Genomic DNA, 19,839 nt, shown 5'->3' with positions numbered 1-19,839 from the left:
AAAATTAAAAAGTACATTTTACCCCCAATAATATTGTGGTCGAGGACACATCATCGTTGTATGCGCTAGAATTGAATTCAGGATCTATCCCATCAAAATCATGGAAAATGAAAGGATTGATCACTTGGGCATATATCCGCAAATTCTGAAGCCCCAATACATCGGATGACAATTCTGTCGGCAAGGTATAGCCCAAGGTAATATCGGAAATACGTATAAAGCTAGCGTCTTGATATTGGATGGCCTGTCTATATGGATTGGGTATTCCGGCTCCGAAATAGTCATTGGTCGGGTTGTCGGGAGTCCAATAGTTCAGGTTTAGGGCATTGTACCTGCCGTTTCCGACCTCACCCATGGTGCCGCTTAAAAAGTTGTTTCTGAACTGGACCCCTTGTACCGTATAGGCCAAAAAGGAAAGGTCGATGTTGCCAAAGGTGAACTTGTTGGTGATACCCATCGTCCAGTCTGGCTGTTCGGAACCCAATATTACCCTATCATCCTCCCCAGGGGCCGATGAGATCTTGCCGTCCTGGTTTTGATCCACTACCTTAACAGAACCGGGCAACTGTCCATACACTGCGGCTTCCTCGGCTTCATCCAATTGCCAAATCCCATCGAACTCGTAGAAATAATTGGAATTCAAGGGTTGTCCAACAAAAAGGTTGGACCCAATATCCTCAAGGATCCCATTATTGCCTATGGACAGCACCTCATTGATGTTCTTGGCAAAATTTACGGAAGTGGACCAGGTAAATTTATCCTTTACAATGTTACGGGTATTCAGGGCGACCTCAATTCCCTTGTTGGATACCGAACCAACATTGGTGATGAACTCCCCAAAGCCCTGTGAGGTCGGGATGCGTTCCCTGTAGATCAAGTCCACGGTCTCCCTATTATAAACCTCAATGGTGGAAGATATCCGATTATTGAACAGGGCGAGGTCAAGCCCAAGGTTCAGTTCCTTGCTTTTTTCCCAGCCCAGATCCTTATCTACCAAGGATGCAGGGGCAAAACCGTATGCCGGAGTTTCTCCAAAGGCATAAGGGGTCTGCAACAATCGGGTCAGGGTACTGTAGGGATCAACGGCACTGTTGCCCACGGTACCATAACTTACCCTAATTTTCATGTTCGATATGGTCCCGTTGTCCTTCAGGAAGTTCTCATCACTGATTTTCCAGGCCAAGGCGGCAGATGGGAAGAAATCCCATTTGTTCCCGTCACCCAATTGCGAGGCACCGTCCCATCTTCCGGTGACGGTCAACAGATACCTGTTATCGTTAAAACCATATACGAGCCTACCCATATAGGAAGAAATGGTCCTTTCGGTCAGATTGGAATTGACCGAGTTGATGGTGCCCGCAGTATTGACGGCATACCATGATGAATCATAGGGCAGATTTTCCACATCCAGGCCCATTACCTCCACTCTTTCTTTGAAGGCACTTTGTGCCACGGTCGCATTTATACTGCTCTTACCAAAGGTTTTCTGGTAGTTGATGATGTTATCAAACGTATAATTGGTCAATATTTGATTGCTACTGTTGGCCCTTGGAGGCAAACTTGCCCGTTGATCTTTTGTAAAAGTCCCACGGTACATCCCATCCCTAGCATCATATTTTCTTGCCGAAAGCGATGATTTTAGGCTAAGACCCTCCAAAGGGGTCACTTCTATGTAAGCGTTGCCCCTAAAATCGGAACTGAGCGTCTCCAACTGGAAATTTCTTCTATCGGCCTCCACTATGGGGTTTAAAACTTGTTTGTCATTGATGCCCATCCATACCGCATATCCATCGTGCTCCACATCGTTGTTTTCGCTGGGATTAAGTATTTCATCAAAATAGATGACCCCTGTGGGCCGTGCCCGATACGCTCCACGAAGTGATTCACGGGAACCTAAATTGATCAGGGAATTGGTATAGTTCATGGTAAACCCAACCTTGACCTGCTCCACGATGTTGCCATCCAATCCCCCATTGATGGTATATCGCTTAAAATCGGTGTCTTTAAGAGTCCCTCCTTCATTTAGGTAACCCAAGGAAAAATAGTAGTTGACATTATCGCTACCTCCGCTCAAAGAAACATTATGGCTGGTCTGCAATGCCGAACGGGTCACCTCGTCCACCCAATCCACACCGCTTCCGGAAGCCAACACTTCCATCTCGGTGGATGTAAATGTCTTGGCGGCATACCCATTTTGCTCCCTGGCAAAAGTGCTTGCCCGATAAAATTGTTGGGCATTTTGCATCTCCGGCAAATAGGACGGCATTTTAAGCCCGGAATATCCATTGTAGGTCAAGGACATTTTCCCTTTAGTGCCCCGTTTCGTGGTAACAATGACCACCCCATTGGCTCCCCGAGACCCATAAATGGCCGTGGAAGAAGCATCCTTTAAAATATCAATGGTTTCGATATCGCTGGGGTTCACCGTGTTCAGATCCGCTCCTTGTATACCATCAATAACAATCAAAGGTTCATTGCTGAAATCGATGGAACTAAGTCCCCTGATCCTAATGTCAAGACCGGATCCAGGTCTATTATTTCTTTTGATGATATTGACCCCTGCCATCTGCCCTTGAATGCCCTGGGCCGCAGAAACGGGGTTGGCCCTTGCGATATCCGAAGATTTCAGGGAAGCAACGGCACCTGTGAGGTCACTTTTTTTGGCCTGACCATATCCTATAATCACCACTTCATCCAATAAAGCGGCATCTTCGACCATCTGAATTCTCAAATTGGTTTGGGTACCGTCCACTTCAATTTCTTGGGCCAAAAATCCAAGGTACGAAAATACTAAGGTTGCATGCTGTCCAGATACATCGATGGAGAACTTTCCATCGAAGTCTGTTACCACACCGTTGGTGGTCGCTTTCTGAAGGACATTTACACCGGCCAGAGGTGTATTGTTGTTGTCCAACACAACACCGGACACAGTTGTGGATTGTGCCCAAGATGTAAATGATAAAATCAGAAAGAAAGTCGATAAAACTAATTTAATCTTATTCATTTAAAGTCTGTTTGGTTAATTTTCCAGCAATTTTACAATTGTTTGCCCTTAGTGAAAATGTGATTTTCAATCAAAATCATGTAATATTTCATCCAACAAGATGTGGACGAATAGAAATCTGGTGGAAATTCAGAACAAGAGATACAGACAATTATATGGGAGACTCTGCTGTGTTACTGGATTTGGGATACGTTGAACGCCAACAACCCCATGCCATGGAATTTCATCGTGCCTATCGGTCCATACAAACCTTAGTGCAGAAGCTTATTTACATGGATTTGGTCAAATATTCCATCTATTGGTCCATCTAAACCAACTGAATACTTGCCAAATGAAATATATTTGATCGACTACTTTTCCCATTACGACCATGTATATAACATGCAGATTATTTACAGTGGGATGTGCATTTAGGTTTGGAGTTTGGCCCTGGTAATTTGAATCAAGTAGCCTATTGTAAATCATGCTTTTATGAAATCGTACCTTGTAATCCTAGTTGTATTTGTCTCCTTCTTTGATCTTGATGCGCAACATTTAAAATTCAACCACTATAATGATAAAAATGGGCTGTCCCACAATTCGGTCCGACATATCGTACAGGACCGGCAAGGCTTCCTATGGTTGGGCACTTTCTCTGGGCTAAATCGATTTGATGGGTACCAGTTCAAGTCCGATCTTTTATCGTCTTCCGTGGACAGTGAAATTTACAAAGCGGATATAACCGGTATGGAGCTGGACCCTAGCACCCATAACATGTGGATTGGCACCAACAAAGGTCTTCTGCTCTTTAATACAGCAACCCATGAACTTGTCGATTTTTTGCATAACAAGGGCGGCCAGGACAGTTTCCCATATGAGGAGGTCCGTGCGGTGCATATCGACCGACATAAAAAAGTATGGATAGGTACCAAATACAATGGGCTTTTTAGGTATGATGCTTCGGAGAGAGCCTTCACTAAAATCGATCTCCCAAACTATGACTACATCAAGGAAATCTTTGAGGACAATGAAGGCAATATTTGGATTGGAAGTTATAATGGTGTTTCCATCGCCAAAATTACCTTAAATGCCCGAGGGACCATTTCGCAATACAAAAATTACATCCTGTCCGTACCTCATTCAGATGAAAAATACCCATATATCCACTTCATTTACCAAGACCACAAGTCGGACATCTTTGCAGGGACGCGAAAAGGACTCTATAAATTGGACAAGAAGTCGGACACTTTTGACAACCTGTATATTGAAGATGACGTGGTCAGGGAAGATCTGGGCCCCTATTTTTTATCCATTGCAAGAGCACCCGATGGTAAGTTTTGGCTTGGGACACTGGGTGGACTTATTGTGTGCAAGAATCTGGAGGACATTGCAAAAGGCGATTTTCAAAGACATTTTTCCATATTGTCAGATGATACCTCGCTGGTTGACAACTTGATTTCCGCACTTTACTTTGACGGTTCCGGCGTGCTATGGATTGGAACGGAAAATGGTTTGGACAAATATGATCCGTATGAAAACCAATTCAAGATCAACAAGGACATTTCCCTTTATATAGACAATAAGGCGCCAACGATCAAGGGATTTTCTAAAACTTATGACAATCATCTTATTGTGGCCACTAAGAACAATGGATTGTTCATTTCAAAAGGTGAACATTTTGTACCCCTGCACTATAAAACGAACAACATTACCAGTATTTATTCCCAGGACGGAAAAATCTTCTACTGTGGCCTCTGGAACGGAAAGGTCCTCATCTATGATTATGTGACCGATAGCTCGACAATAAAGGACATCGGCTTTATAAATTCCCCGGTGCTGGCGTTCTTAACATATGACCCCAACACACTGATCGTAGGTTCCTTTGGTGAGGGCATCCGATTTTTGGATGCCAAAACAATGTTGCCCATCGGGCCAAAGGCGATACTGCCCGATGCCGAAATTGATAAGATCAAACGGCAGGGCAATGCACTTTGGTTATCTACCAAAGACGGCATTATACATTACAATGTTAATACCAGGGTAATCAAACGGTACAAAAATGATATCGAAGACCATGATGGCCTTCCCCATAATTACATTACCGATATTTTGGTTGATGATGCATCCCGCGTTTGGGTATCGACTCGCAACGGAATTGCGAAGTACAATAGGGATAATGACAATTTTGATAGGATTTCCCAACCGGAAGAACTAACGGGCAAGTGGATTACCGATATCGAAATAGATAGCTCAAGAACATTTTGGCTGAACATGAACAATAATAGTCTGGCCAGATATGAACCACAGTCCAATGAGGTACATTTTTATCATATCGAAAGTGGCAATAGGCTGGACGTGTTCAGCAGAAACGGGTTCTTTAAATTCAACGATTCCCGAATCTATATAGGTGCACAAAATGGGATTATTTACTTTGACCCAAATACCATTGAAGAGAACAACTATGTGCCGCCTCCGGTCATTACCAATTTTAAAATTCAAAATAAGGAGGTATTCCCGGGAACGGATATCAATGGCCAAGTTCCTTTGGAGAAAGAGTTAAACTATTCCAAGCGAGTGGTGCTGGATTATAAGAACAGGAATATATCCTTCCAATTCTCATCACCCTCCTATACCAATGAAAGATTGAACCGATTTCAATACCGTCTTTCAGGTTTTGATGAGCATTGGATAGAGACCGCCAGCGATTCAAGGACCGTACAATACACTAACCTACCGTCAAAGGATTACACATTTGAGGTACGCTCAAGGAACAGTGACGGCAACTGGAGTGAAACGTCAACCTATGAGGTCACGGTTTTGCCCATTTTTTGGTTGACAGGCAAGGGTCTGGGGTTGATATTTCTTACGCTGGCACTGATCACGTTCTTTGCCAGAAAGCAGATTCGCTCCCGTCTTAAATTGAAAAGGGAGCTTTTGATGGAAAAAGTGCAGCGGGAACGGGACGAAAAATTGAACAATGAAAAGTTGCGCTTCTTCACCAACATATCCCATGAATTGAGAACACCATTGACCTTGATTCTTGGGCCGGTCAAACAGCTGTTGGAACAAGAAGAACTCAGTCCCTATTCAAAAGGTAGGGGAAATCTTATCCAGCAAAATGCAGAACGATTGCTGCGCTTGGTAAACCAGATTTTGGACTTTAGAAGGGCAGAAACAGGAGAATTGGCCCTAAAAGTCTTCAAAACAGATATCCTGGTCCGAACGGAGAACATATTGAACTCCTTTGTGGAAGTGGCCCATGCCAAAAACATCACCTTAAACCTGAATGTGGAGGAAACTTCCGTGAAATGTTGGATCGATATCGACAAATACAATAAAATCCTTTTCAACCTATTGTCCAACGCCTTGAAATTTACCAACGAGTATGGAAATGTCGATCTGTTCATCGGATTCAAGGAAAACGAGACCCACAAAAAGTTGGTGCTCGAAGTAAGTGATGATGGCATCGGGATACCTCTGGAGAGCCAGGAACGTATCTTTTCCAGATTTTACCAAGTCCAGAACGGCGTGGCCAACTCTACTGGTACCGGCATTGGCCTATCCTTGGTGAAATCGTTGGTAGAAATCCACAAAGGGGGGATCAAGGTAGAGAGCCAGCTCGGAAAAGGGAGCGTATTCACCGTTGTTTTGCCCGTGCACAAATCGGCTTTTTCCAAAAAGGAGTTGGGCGATTTTCCTCCAAACAAGGATATAATAGATGATGCCTTGATCCCTATTAAAAAACTGGAGGCTTCGTTCAAAAATGTTCCCTCCAACAAGAACAATGTTGAGATCAAACAAAAGATATTGATCATTGAGGACAATGCGGAACTACGGAAATATGTGGTGGAATATCTTTCTGATTTTTATAAGGTGTTCGAGGCCGAAAATGGGAAAGAAGGTTTAAAGATCTGCAGGAAAATAAAGCCGACCCTTTGTGTTGCAGATGTGATGATGCCCAAAATGGACGGTTTTGAATTTGTAAAAGAATTGAAAAAGGATGAAAACCTTAGCCATGTTCCTGTAATACTGCTCACGGCCCTGGCAGAGAACGAAAACAGGATCAATGGATATAAAATCGGTGTTGATGGATATTTGGTAAAGCCTTTTGACCCCTCTTTGTTGAAAACACGTATAGACAATATCCTTAAAAATCATTTCGATCTAAAACAAAAATTTTCAGGTGAGGTGGAAAGTGACGTGTTGACGTTGGCCCATTCGCAGATAGATATTGAATTGATCACAAAAATCAAAGATCTGATCGAGGAAAATATTGATCATCCTGAGCTTTCCTCCAGTTTTATTTGTAAGGAATTGGGTTTAAGTTCCTCTAAACTTTATCGTAAAATCACTGAACTGACCGATCTTTCACCAAATGAGTTCATCAAGACCTTACGCCTAAAAAAATCCGCCCACCTGTTGCGTACCAGAAATTATAATGTGTCCGAAGTGGCAGACATGGTGGGGTTTAAGGATCCTTTTTATTTTAGTAAATGTTTTAAAAAACAATTTGGACGACCTCCCAGTACTTTGATAAAGTAATACCACATGACGGGCATCGATGGATTCGATTTGGACGCCATTCCAGAAAACCTAGGTTTTGACCACCTTTAACTGATCATGGAAGCCTACTCATTTGTACGGAACAACCCAACTTAAAAATATTACATCAAAAAGGGAAGATCGAATATCTTTGTCCATACTTTACTGGGCTCAATTGAGCACCATTGGAAACATCTGTAGCCTACTTATTGCGTAGAATCAACTTCCATACATATGACCATTTTAAAAAAAATCAGCGCAATCGTATTATTTTTTGATTTTTCACAGTAGTATGTATAAATGACTTAGGTTCAAACATCTTCCATAGCGCCCACTTTTTATAACTCGATCAAATTTGCGCCCATTTTTATTGTACTGCACTTATATTGGAATTCCTACCTCTATAATATCCGCTGTAAATTCATCCTTAACCTTTAAAATGAACAGCTCTAAATTTCTAGCGGTCAATATCCCAAGTATAGGGTTCAAATTTAGTCATACAAAAAGATGGCCCATTTTGGGCCATCTCGAATTAACTAAATCAAAAATAACTATTCTTGAATTTTATGCTACATCACAATTACCTCACTCAAAATTCCAAAAGGTAATCTTTGAACTCAGGTGAATTGAACATCCCGTTACCATCATGTGCCACATTGGGCACTACTATTCTTCTATGGTTATGGTCGGTAGGGTAAAATGTTTCCATGTATTGAAACATATGCTCCCCCCGATTGAAACGATTGGACCCTAACAAAGTTGCTTGACAGTCCGTAGTGTTAAGAGTTCCTTCCGTTGATGTGTCATCACTTCCCAAAAAGTAGACCGTATTCCGGGATACCTGCTGCTGGGTCAACGTAGTTGCATCAACGCCATCCAAATAAGGTACCGCAAACTCATATCCATAGGGCCAATAATCGTATCCCGCACAATCCGTAGGCTCATAGAAGCTAGCCGTATCCTCATTATAGCGCTGGCCATCTGGATAATAGAAATATTGATTGTTCGCCACCACGTACTGAAAATCAACACCTTCTATCGTAGCCTGCACTTTATTGGCCAAGGCATAATGTTGTGCAAAAGCGGCTCCGGATGAATGTCCGGCAATAAAAATGGTATGTACATTGGGAAACTTCCCTTGGTTCGAAAAGCGTTCCACCAGGCTATCCATTACGGTAAAGGAACTTATTCCTGAGTTGTTGTTTCCTGCGTTTGCTCCTTCACGCCATCTGGAATCGTTCCATATCAATCCATTTGCTGGGGCTGTACCATTATCTTGAAAGTATGGTGCAATAATAAGTGTGTTCCTTTCCATCTCCATACTCTGCAACGAATTGACCATATAATCGTAATAATTATCTGCATCTCGATTGGCTCCGTGGACCACCACAACGACCTTTTCTATAAAGTCCCATACAAACCCGGTGTCTTCGATAAAATCATAATTTGAATAAACATCAAAGGACAAGGATTGTTCGGAATCGTCCAAAAACTCGATTCGTTGCATACAATCTTCAGATGCCGACAGGCATGGGGTCTTTGCATTCGTTTCCGCATTTTCTGTTGTAAAAGAATAGGAAACCGACCGTTGGAGCATTTTTCCCTCGACACCAATTCGACCAGGATCAATATGAATTGTATAGTCCGTGTTGGGTACCATGTCGTCCAAACCAATCAGCACCTTAGTGGATTGGTTAAGATATTGCGCCGTATAGGTCACCTTCTCTTGTCCTGCACTTATATACACCGCATTTTCAAATACATTGGGTTCCACTGCGGACGAAAAAACAACCTCAAAAGTACTGTTCAATGGAACACCCTGCATATCATCGGTAAATACCGTGTCGTTCAATTTAACGGAAATCACGTTTAACGAGCCCGCCGTAGCAGCATCATCTTCACTACAAGCGGTGAACCAAAGCACAACCATGCCCATAAGTACACGTTGAAGGTTCTTGACTATATTTTTATTCATTTTATGCTTTTTATAAATTAATTACATGCCGGATAGGTACAGGCCGACTCTTGTGTTGTGGTGGAACCTGCAGCGCAATCCACACCACCTGTCATCCAGGTTGTACCCTCCTTATAGGCCCAAGATCCCGAATACTCCCAGGCTGCCCCTGTTCCATCCACATCAACATCACCAAAGGTTTCAACCACGGTATTCCCATTGAACAGTTCTATGGCATCATCACCGTTTTGGTTCATGGACTCGGTCTCAATAATGTGTTCGAACGAATCGATACAGCCACCAAAATAAGCAGCGATAGTTGCTTGCTCGCGAGCCAGAAGAATATCGTCCCCTTCCTCAACGGCAATTGCCGGCAGTGTATATTCGATACCGTCGGTACCACCTCCATTGTTGGCAACACCGATACTGTATATGCTCAAATCGGGAATGTTCTTATTTACCTTTAAGTGAACGGCCTTTCCACCATTGGTCCCGCTACCTTCCCATGATAGGGCCAGTACTCCTTTTAAGGAAAGTGCTTCGTTACAAATGGGGTAAGGACAGTTGGAATCCGCAGAAGTAGTGGAGCCAACGGAGCAATCAAGCCCGCCAGTGGTCCAGAACCCATCAAATTTATAGGCCCAAGTCCCAGAATATTCCCAGGCCTCACCTGTACCATCTACGTTAGCGTCCCCATAGGTTTCGATGACAGTATCCCCTTGGAACAGTTCAATGGCATCGTCCCCGTTTTGGTTAATAGCGGATTCAGCTTGGAGTACATGCTCGAACTCACCGGCACACCCTCCCAGGTAAGTGGACAACAAGGCTATTTCCCTTGCCACTAAGATGTCATCCCCTGCTGCAACAGAAATCGCAGGCAAGGTAACCTCATTTCCATCCGTTCCATCACCATTGTTCGCCGTTCCCAGACCATAAAGGCTCAAGTCGGCAATATCCTGATTGGCCACAAGATGGATGGCCTTACCATCATTGGTACCGGAACCATCCCATGTTAGGGCCATGATCCCCTTTAATGATAAAGCAGGTAATTGCTCAATAATGGCTACCGTTATCCCTTCTGAGCCACCGGAGGCATTGGTTACTTCTCCCAGTGAAATATCAATCAGCTCATTGCCTTCATTTTCGCCATCCAATACGGTGGTAATCCCGAAAGAAACCGATAAGGAGCCTTGAGGAACAGTGATAGTTTCCTCCCCGGAAACAGTATAGTCCACATCCTTGGTGGCACTTCCATCAAAAATGATGGTAGCGGTCACATCATCGTTGGCGACTTTATTCAAGGTTGCCGTAATCGTTGCCGTTTCACCATCTTCCTGTAATTCGGAAACATCGCTAGACAAGGTCAAGGTCGGTGGTACAAAAGCTGCGGTAGTGAAATTAATGGCAAATGGGGTTTCCAAGGATTCACCTTCAACACCATAAATTCCCTCTGCCAATGTTACTGTGTAACTCGTTTCATAGTCCAACACACTTGGAATCAAACGAACATTTGAGTCGGTGTTTGAAAATTCAATTTCGTAATCCACGTTTGCTGAACCTGAAGTAAATTCCAGGGCCGATACTATGGCTTCGGTATTTAAACTATGGGAAAAAATCAAATCGACCGATGTGTTCACCGGAACATTTTCGACACTGGTCCCAAAATTTGTTTCGGTTATATTGGTGGTCAATACTCGCAACGAGCCATCATCCAAAATGGTCCCTTCATCGTCATCGTTACAACCAATAAATAAAAACACCATAAAAAGGGCTATGTGCAATATTGGGTTTTTATACGTTTTCATGTTTAGTAATTTTTAGTTTGTCATTTGGTAATCTTCTCTGAAATAAATGCACTGAACTCCCTTGGATGAAAATCCCAGATAAGAGGCAGTACGTAGTACACCATAAGGGAAAGGAACACGATGGAAACAATGTTCATCCATATCCCACTCTTTGCCATATCGGATATTTTTAAATATCCCGACCCAAAAACCACTGCATTGGGCGGTGTTGCCACTGGAAGCATAAAAGCACAGGAAGCAGCCACTGTGGTAGCTACCATCAATATGTAAGGGTTGATGTCGAGTCCTATGGCAATTGGTGCCAAAATAGGAAGTAACATGGCGGTCGTAGCCAAGTTTGAGGTTACCTCGGTAATAAAGTTTACGGAGGCAACGATTACTACGACCAATACCATAAGGGCCAATCCTTGCAACAGACTCATCTGACTGCCCAGCCATTCGGCCAATCCGGTCGTTTCAAAACCAGAGGCCAGGGCCATCCCCCCTCCAAACAGCAATATGATTCCCCAAGGAAGCTTTACAGCATCTTCCCAATTAATTAAGGGTTCCTTTTTGTTATCGCTTTTAATGGTGAACAACAAAATACCAGCGCACATGGCTATTATGGTATCATCGATAGCAGGCAGTAAGGGTTGAAGCACAAAAGAGCGGGTTATCCAAGCAAAAGCGGTAAGGACAAAGATGCCCAAGACTATTTTTTCTTCCTTCTTCATGGGCCCCAGCTCCTTTATCAATGCATTGATTTCCTCCCTTCCCCCTGGAAACTCTTTCTGTTTAAAGGTAAAGGCATACTTGGTCAGGTAGATCCAAGCGATGACCAAAAGTGGAATAGCTATGGGCAATCCCCACTTGGCCCATTGCCAAAACGTAATCTCTATCCCGTAGACCTCTTCCACATAACCGGCGAAGACCAAATTTGGAGGTGTCCCGATCAAGGTGGCCACCCCTCCAATGGAAGCACTGTAGGCTATTCCGAGCATAAGCGCCTTTCCAAAAATCAAGTTTTCGTCTTCCCTGGTTGCTGGATTGTCCTTTAGCTGTGTAACAATGGACATAGCTATAGGCAACATCATTACTGAAGTGGCGGTGTTGGAAATCCACATGGACAAGAATGCTGTTGCCACCATAAAGCCCAGAATAATCTTGGAGACATTGGTCCCTATGATGCGAATAACCTGCAAAGCAATCCGTTTATGCAGATTCCATTTTTCGATGGCAATGGCCAACATAAAGCCGCCCATGTATAAAAAAATGTACCTGTGTCCGTATGAAGCAGTGGTACTCGATAGGTCCACAGCTCCCGTCAATGGAAATAGAATAATGGGCAAAAGTGCGGTCACCCCTATTGGGATAGCCTCGGTCACCCACCATATGGCCATCCAGAGGGTAATTCCCAACATGCTAAAAGCACTCTCCGGCATACCGGAAGGAGGGTCAAAGGTTTGTAGTATCAAAAAGGCCAATGGCCCCAGGACCAAAAAAATATTTCTTTTTACCAAACTCATTTTTGGGTCTTGTAAGGTTCAAAATTCATTTCATCCACCAATTGTCTCAAAAAGTCACCTGTGGTGGGTAGAACAAACGATAGATATAATTTTTCACCGTTCGCATCCGTGGTAATCAAACGGTCCGGAACCTCAAGAATGGATTTGCCCGTAAGCAATTTGGTAATGGTCAAAGCAATCAAATACGTTCCATCTGAAGAAGGATGTTTGTCATCAAAATAGAATTCCAAATCAGGCCTCGCAGTTCTAGCCTTCATATATACTGGTCCTACGGGCAACACCTTTGCATTTAGCGATGTGGCCAGATCCATGTACCCTTTGGTAATGGTCCCTTGCATCAATGGATTGGATTTATAGGCCCATGTCATATAGAAAATGGGCTCCGCTCCCTTGGAACGGACCAATTCGGCAAACTTGCTCCCATATTCCTTAAAACGTTCCGGCGTGTCTATGGTACTAAGGCTATGGTCACCAAACACCACATAGTCCCATTCTTTCTCTTCAAGCAGTTGGCGGGTAACCGTTCCTTTTTCACTTTTCCAATGCTGTTCCAAATTACTGCCCCCCACAGTGGATTGATGTGCAGAAATATCAACTCCCTGTGTTTCGGCCATGGCGTCCACCAATTGGGGCATGTTCCAAAAATAGGTGAAGCTATTTCCAACAAACAATATTTTGATGGGATCTTCCTTTTGTTGGGCACTCAGCTGAACCGGAATGGTCAGCACTAGTGCAGCAATCCATATACTCAGATTTTTGATATGTTTATTTCTCATAATTTGATAATGCAATTCTTATTGGTTTATTGATTGACCGGGGTTTCGTCAAAAAAGTTGGGAATTGGGTCGGGAACATTATCGTTCCTGTCTATTTCAGATTGTGGATACAAAAACCGTTGTGGCAGCTCATTGCCAGTGTTCGCGGTGATAGGCACCCTGACAACCGTTTCCCCCTCGGTTCTTCGGGTATCGTTGAATGTCTCTATTTGTCCGAACAATGTAATGTAACGTTCTTCCAAGATTTCGCGGAGCAGGGCATTTTCCTGACTGATACCATCGGCGTTTTCCATACCCCCTACTTCAAAATCAGCCGACACATAAGGTTCATAGTTTACTTGGGATGGGTCTACATTTCTCAGGTACCCTCCGGTATCCATAAAAGCCCTATACTCGTTCAGATTGGATAGTCCGGTACCAAAACCACTGGCCCTTAGACCTGCTTCTGCCAATATCAACAGGTTCTCCTCATAGGTGACCAAAGGTGCCGGGGCATCCTGGGCCGCAAAACCGTCCGCTATATTGGGCTGTATCCCTGTGCTATTTGTCGTAAAAAGAAAACCATATCGTCCTGTTTCATCCGTCTTGGCATTACCCCTATAATTGGAGGGTATCGGATTGCCTGCTCCTGGATCCACAAGGCTTGCCATAAAATCGGATACTATAAGGTCGGACTGGCGTACCTCAATGGCAAAAAATTGATAATTGAGATTGGAGTTTTCCGCCGCAGTTCCATGCGGTCCGTACATACTGTTCGCCATGGAGCTAATTCCGTTGCCCGCGGCATTCAATGCAGCTTGATAGTTCTTGGTATGCATGTAAAAACGTGCCTTAAGCGTATAGGCGGCCTCTATCCATGCATTGGCGTCCCCATCAAAATAAATATCGGAACCGGCACTTGGTCTTCCCGTTCCTTGGCCCAACAACGAAATTGCGGTATCCAAGGTGTTCTGTATTTTTCCATAGACCGAGGTTTGGCTTTCAAACACAGGGTCTGTTATAGCAACATTTCCAGCTTCATCAAAAGGGATATCACCATAGAGGGACGCGATGGAACCTGCAACCTGTGCCTGTAAAACCAAGGCTATTCCCTGAGCTATTGGGCCAATTTCATCATTGAGAGCGATCTCTTCCGCAATCAACGCGTTTCTGTAGCCATTCACAAAGGCATCGTTCCAAAGGGCGTCAAAATCACTGGTGGTCACGGAATAATTATAGAACCCTTCATGCTGTCTATCTATTCCTCTATACTGGCCTGCAAAAATAGCGGCCCTACGGGCCGATTCCCCGCTCTGGAACAATAGGTTTCCCACTTCTGCCCCCGTCAGCACAGAACCGAAGGAACTCTCCGTAAGGTTATTGGGGTCGTTGTTCAAGTCATCGACCAGATCACTACAGGATGCCAGTAGCGTACAAAGTATAACGATGGATATATAACGTTTCATTATAATAGTTTTTTTTTGATTAGAAGTTAAGTGTTAGGCTAAACAAGTAGGATTTAGTGCTTGGATTGTTGAAATAATCTATCCCCCTAGCTGCACTTACCCCCGAAAGATTGGTATCGGGGTCGTTTCCTTCAAATGGGGCCCATAAGAACAGGTTTCTTCCGGTCACTGAAAATTCAGCGGATTGAATTCCCATGGAATCCGCCATCCATGCATTTTTTAAACGATAGGAAAGGCTCAGTTCCCTTAAACGGGTCCATGAACCATCTTCAATGTACAGTTCATCATTCCCATTGCCAAAAAACCCACCATCGCCGTTGTACCATGCTTCTGTAAGAGCGACCGGGCCTGCACCAAAATCCTGTACATTCCCCCTAAAGGTTTCTCCGATATTGATAATGTTACCGTCCGCAGTAAAGTAATTTCGTGTCGCCGTGACCTCATTGGCCGTATCGTACCAGGTTCCCAAATCGCGCATCACGGATTTGGTCCCGGCATAAATATCTGCACCTTGATAGGTTTCCAGCAGGGCTGTCAATCTAAAATTCTTGTACGAAATGCTGGTGGCCAATGACCCTTGCCAATCTGGATTGGGGTCACCGATCACGCCTTCCACTTGGTCTTGCTCTGGAAATCCGTATTCATCATAAACAATGGAACCATCCCCGTTACGGAGGGTTCTGGAACCCCACAAAACACCCAAAGGCTCTCCTTCTACCGCACGGGAACTAACTGCAGAAAGGCCTCCCAGGTTCAAGGATTCTATTCCCGCCAAATCGGTCACCTTATTACGGACTTGTGTGAAATTCGCATCTATAGACCAGCTAAAATCCCCCGTATCTATGATACGATAGCCCAGATCCAGTTCGTATCCCTTGTTTTCGATTTCAGCGCCATTGGTATATACGGATGTGTAGCCCGTTGAATTGGCCTGTGGAAACTCCAACAACACATCTTCCGTAACATTGGAAAAGTAAGTACCGCTGATGGAAAGCTTGTTTCTAAAAAAGCGTAGGTCCAAACCTAACTCCATTTCCTTTTTCCTTTCCGGCTTCAAATTGGTATTTCCACGACTGGCACTCGGGACAAAAGCTCCATTACCGAACAACCCAAGATTCAGTCCTCCTCCGTAGGAGTCCCCAAATGTGGGGGAAACATATACGTTTGAGGTGTTGTATCGAGCGGGCTGTACACCGACCTCACCGTAGGAAGCCCGTAATTTTCCAAAAGAAAAGAAGGTGCTTTCCCGAAAAGGTTCCAACTCGGAAAACTGCCAAGCAACAGAAGTAGATGGAAAAATAAAGGCCTTGTTGTCCATATCCCCAAAAGTAGATGCGGTCTCGCCCCTTACCGTGGCATTTACATACAACATCTCATACAGCGCGAATGATGCCGATGAATATACCCCCACGGTCCGTTCCTGTCCCTGGGAACTATTGGTCTCTATATTTTCGGGCAGGATGTTATCCGAATCCCGAATACCACTTTCCACATCGAGGAACTGAACAAAGTTGGTCCCAACATATCCGTTTACCGCCCTTGATTTGTCGTTATAATTGAATCCCATTAAAAAATCACCACTGACATCATCTGTTAGGTCAAAATTGGTCTTGGCAATGTAATCCATATTAAAAATGGTATTGGTCGCCAATTCCTGACTAATAAAACCGGTACTATAAGATCCCGATGCGGAACCTGGTGTAAAAAATTGATTTCTTTTCTCACTATAATGGTCAAGCCCCACTCTACCGATCAAGGTCAACCAGGAGTTGGGCGTAGCGGTCAACTCCACATTGGTGATAAAACGATCGACCTTGGCCAAATTTTCCTGCTCGTTTATGGTCCACAATGGGTTATTGTAGGTGGGGGTACCATCCGCGCCCAAGGGTTCCCTATATGATCGTTGTCTGTCGGATACGGGAGTCGCGTCGCCATTTGCAAAATAGTCGCCCCGATAACCGGTTATATCAAAATCCACCGGATTCCTTAGCAATCCGAGGTATAGTCCTGAACTGTTCGCCCCTTTTAAAATTCTATTGGACTTGGTCCGTGAATAGGATGAGCTGATCTTCAAACTGATTGCATCGGTAAAGTTTTGTCTGGCATTAAAGCGCATGGTCGTTCTATTATAATCGGAATTGTTCCTGATGATACCTTGTTGGTCCAGGTTTCCCAAACTAAAGAACATAGACCCTTTTTGATTACCTCCGCTAACGCTCAAGTTGTTTTCCAAAAAGTGTCCATTATCAAAAATCTTATCAAAATTGGAATCGTGGAAGGTCTGCCTTGAGTTTTTGTTCAAAATAGGATAATAGACATTTCCGTTTTGATCCAAATAAAATTCGCCCGAGGTATCCAGCTCGTCCAGGCCACCAGAGCGTTCGGAAAGTTTATCGCCCCAAGAGTCCCTTGCCCTTTGATCATATACCCCATTGTCACCCTGCCCGTATTCATCCTGTTGCGGATATCTACGGTTGATTTCATCGTAGGAATAGGTACTCTTTAAACTTACGGCAAGTCGACTGTTGAACTTACCTGTTTTGGTCGTAATATTGATGACACCGCCCAACGCCTGGGTACCCCATAATGCAGCTGCCGATGCTCCTTTGAGTACGGTAATGCTCTCTATATCGTTCGGGTTGATATCGTTCAGCCTTGATTCTTGGTTCACCCCACCGCTATCGCTGTTTCCTCGTACATCGTTACTAATGGGAACACCGTCCACAATAATAAGCGGTTGACTGTTTCGGGTGATGGAGGACACCCCCCTGATCTGAATGTAGGAACCTGCCCCTGGATCGCTCGAGTTCCGTGAAATACGTACCCCGGAGGATTTACCCGATAAACTATTGAGGACATTGGTCTCCCCTGCCTCGGCCACCTTGTTCCCGGAGACCGTGGAACTGGCATAACCCAAATCGTCCTTCTGTTCTTTAAATCCCAAAGAAGTTACGACAACCTCATCAAGGGCCTCTGCACTCTCTTCCATTACAATATCCAAGGTAGCACCGTCCCCCACCGTTTTGGTTACCGTGGTAAACCCAATATAACTGAATAGAACTTGTGCGGATTCGTCCCGCACCGTAATGGTGTAATTACCATCAAAATCTGAAGTGGTTCCATTGGTTGTCTCTCGCTCAAGTATGGAAACCCCAGGCAATGGCTGCCCATTTTCATCAGTTACTTTTCCGGAAATTTGTTTTTGAGAAGATACAATTTGAAAGGAAAGGACCCCAAGAAGCAAAAATGCATGCTTAAGTCTGAATTTCATTTTAAATGTTTTAAGTTTGATTAGTTTAGAGTAAAAAACTACCAAAAAAACAAAAGTTGTTGTTTTGATATTATTGTGCTTATGTGATTGACAATTATATAAATAATCACCATTTATATTGTCACTTTAATAACTTTTATCAATTTTTATCAATTTTTAACCGACTTACATGCATACAGAAGACGAGATAAATAAAATTCATGCGGAATTTATCTCAAAACTAGAACGCCATTATGGCAAATACGATCCGAACACGAACAAATTCGAATCCACAAGCAATTCAAAGATTGCACGTGACCTATTTTATAGTGATTCACAATTCTCTAGATTAATAAACAATACGGCATCTGAAGGTGAGCTTACCCGGGCCCTACGAAATGTTCAGCGTCTTTTGGACGTAAATGAGCTTCGCGGTAAGGTGAAGAAGTTAGGTGAAAAGCCCAGCCATTCCTTGTTCAGCAATAAAAAGTACTTTTTCGGTATCGGGCTTTTACTATTAGGTTGCATCCTAGCCACCTACATGATAACACGCTCCAACGAAACAATTGACCAAACGGAGGAACTATCCGAGGAGACCCGATATGAAATGTTACGGTGGGGGTTTGAAAATAATTACGTAAAACCCTATGTTCGGCTAAAGGAACTACCTGAAGATTGTTACTACCCCTGTTACAAATACCAAGGTAAATGGAAACTCAAAGAGGAATATAAAATTCCTTTTTTTAGGGAAAGAAACGGATTTCACTACGTAGCAAAAGAAGTAGTCATGTACGCCAGGTGCATGGACGAACGTGATGATCGAGGTGAATCATTCGAAGGATATGAATACCAAAAACATGAAATTTGGTATGACAAACGTGAGGTTCCCATCGATTCATTTCTAACCAAGGACACCAACCCCAAGTTGATTTCATCCTACATGGATTCCAACTTTGAAGATGATTCCAATTATGTGAAAATTGCGTATGTCCACACTTTTTTCAAAACGGAATTCAGTATTGATGGTGAACAGATACAGCGCTCCGGTAAGGCAATCGGGCGGGATATTGAGTTCGTTTCCCAAGAAGTCCTGGAAAAGGAAGATGTATCAGCAACGTTATTGAGCGAACTAAAAAGTGAGACCAATTCCATTGCCAAAAATCTATTGGATGACTTTTCGAAGCCCATTACCTGTAATCCCACAATGGCTCCTAATATGGATTTTAACCAAATCAAAGAAGGAGATGTATTGAGTTTTGATTGCCAGTTCAGCACCGGGAGATTTCTTGTTGACTATAATAAATCCTACGTTTTCACTGATCAATATATTAGTACCTTCTGTAGATAGATCAAAGGTTTAGAATGCGTACCGTTGTGGTCCTCCCCTTCGGATTTCCTCACTGGCGTGCTCCTCGAACTTTTTAAAGTTCTCCCTAAAGGCATTGGTAAGCTTAAAGGCCGTTTTGTAGTAAGCCTCGTCATTGTTCCATGTGGCCCTTGGGCTCAGCACCTTGGTCGGCACTCCCGGGCACTCCCTCGGCTGGGCCACGCCAAAGACCGAATGGATATGGTACTTCTC

At 43.7% G+C, this 19,839-nt stretch carries 9 protein-coding genes and 1 pseudogene; 2 read left to right on the top strand and 8 right to left on the bottom strand.

Annotated features, from left to right (window positions below):
- Positions 1–4 precede the first annotated feature (4 nt).
- A complete protein-coding gene (locus K1F36_RS18550) occupies positions 5–3,004 on the bottom strand; it encodes a SusC/RagA family TonB-linked outer membrane protein (protein WP_220115117.1) in 3,000 nt (999 codons plus the stop codon).
- Positions 3,005–3,475: 471 nt separating this feature from the next.
- Here K1F36_RS18550 and K1F36_RS18545 point away from each other — a divergent pair, with 471 nt between their 5' ends.
- Positions 3,476–7,525, top strand: coding sequence for a hybrid sensor histidine kinase/response regulator transcription factor (locus K1F36_RS18545; RefSeq protein WP_220115116.1), 4,050 nt, complete (start codon positions 3,476–3,478; stop codon positions 7,523–7,525).
- Positions 7,526–8,114: 589 nt separating this feature from the next.
- Here the strand turns inward: K1F36_RS18545 and K1F36_RS18540 are convergent.
- Genes K1F36_RS18540 through K1F36_RS18515 form a run of 6 tightly spaced genes read right to left on the bottom strand, consistent with a single transcriptional unit; the run spans position 8,115 to position 18,281 of the window.
- Complete coding sequence (locus K1F36_RS18540) at positions 8,115–9,500, bottom strand: Ig-like domain-containing domain (RefSeq protein WP_220115115.1); 1,386 nt, start codon at positions 9,498–9,500, stop codon at positions 8,115–8,117.
- A 17-nt stretch (positions 9,501–9,517) separates the two neighbouring features.
- Positions 9,518–11,284, bottom strand: a complete 1,767-nt coding sequence (locus tag K1F36_RS18535) for an Ig-like domain-containing domain (RefSeq protein ID WP_220115114.1) — start codon at positions 11,282–11,284, stop codon at positions 9,518–9,520.
- Positions 11,285–11,304: 20 nt separating this feature from the next.
- Positions 11,305–12,789: an SLC13 family permease gene (locus K1F36_RS18530; protein WP_220115113.1), complete on the bottom strand. Its 1,485-nt coding sequence runs from the start codon at positions 12,787–12,789 to the stop codon at positions 11,305–11,307.
- Positions 12,786–13,565: an SGNH/GDSL hydrolase family protein gene (locus K1F36_RS18525; RefSeq protein WP_258539146.1), complete on the bottom strand. Its 780-nt coding sequence runs from the start codon at positions 13,563–13,565 to the stop codon at positions 12,786–12,788. The genes K1F36_RS18530 and K1F36_RS18525 overlap by 4 nt, the downstream gene beginning before the upstream one ends.
- A 26-nt stretch (positions 13,566–13,591) precedes the next feature.
- On the bottom strand, positions 13,592–15,010 hold the full coding sequence (locus K1F36_RS18520) for a SusD/RagB family nutrient-binding outer membrane lipoprotein (RefSeq protein WP_220115112.1): 1,419 nt from the start codon (positions 15,008–15,010) through the stop codon (positions 13,592–13,594).
- Between the two features lie 19 nt (positions 15,011–15,029).
- A complete protein-coding gene (locus K1F36_RS18515; RefSeq protein ID WP_220115111.1) occupies positions 15,030–18,281 on the bottom strand; it encodes a SusC/RagA family TonB-linked outer membrane protein in 3,252 nt (1,083 codons plus the stop codon).
- 169 nt (positions 18,282–18,450) lie between these two features.
- Here K1F36_RS18515 and K1F36_RS18510 point away from each other — a divergent pair, with 169 nt between their 5' ends.
- Positions 18,451–19,608, top strand: a complete 1,158-nt coding sequence (locus K1F36_RS18510) for a hypothetical protein (RefSeq protein WP_220115110.1) — start codon at positions 18,451–18,453, stop codon at positions 19,606–19,608.
- A 9-nt stretch (positions 19,609–19,617) separates the two neighbouring features.
- Here the strand turns inward: K1F36_RS18510 and K1F36_RS18505 are convergent.
- A pseudogene (locus K1F36_RS18505) lies at positions 19,618–19,839 on the bottom strand (phosphoenolpyruvate carboxykinase (ATP)); the annotation flags it as partial.

Origin of the sequence: Flagellimonas abyssi, assembly GCF_019457905.1 — a bacterium.
GTDB lineage: Bacteria > Bacteroidota > Bacteroidia > Flavobacteriales > Flavobacteriaceae > Flagellimonas > Flagellimonas abyssi.
This window is presented reverse-complemented; position numbering and strand designations above follow the sequence as displayed.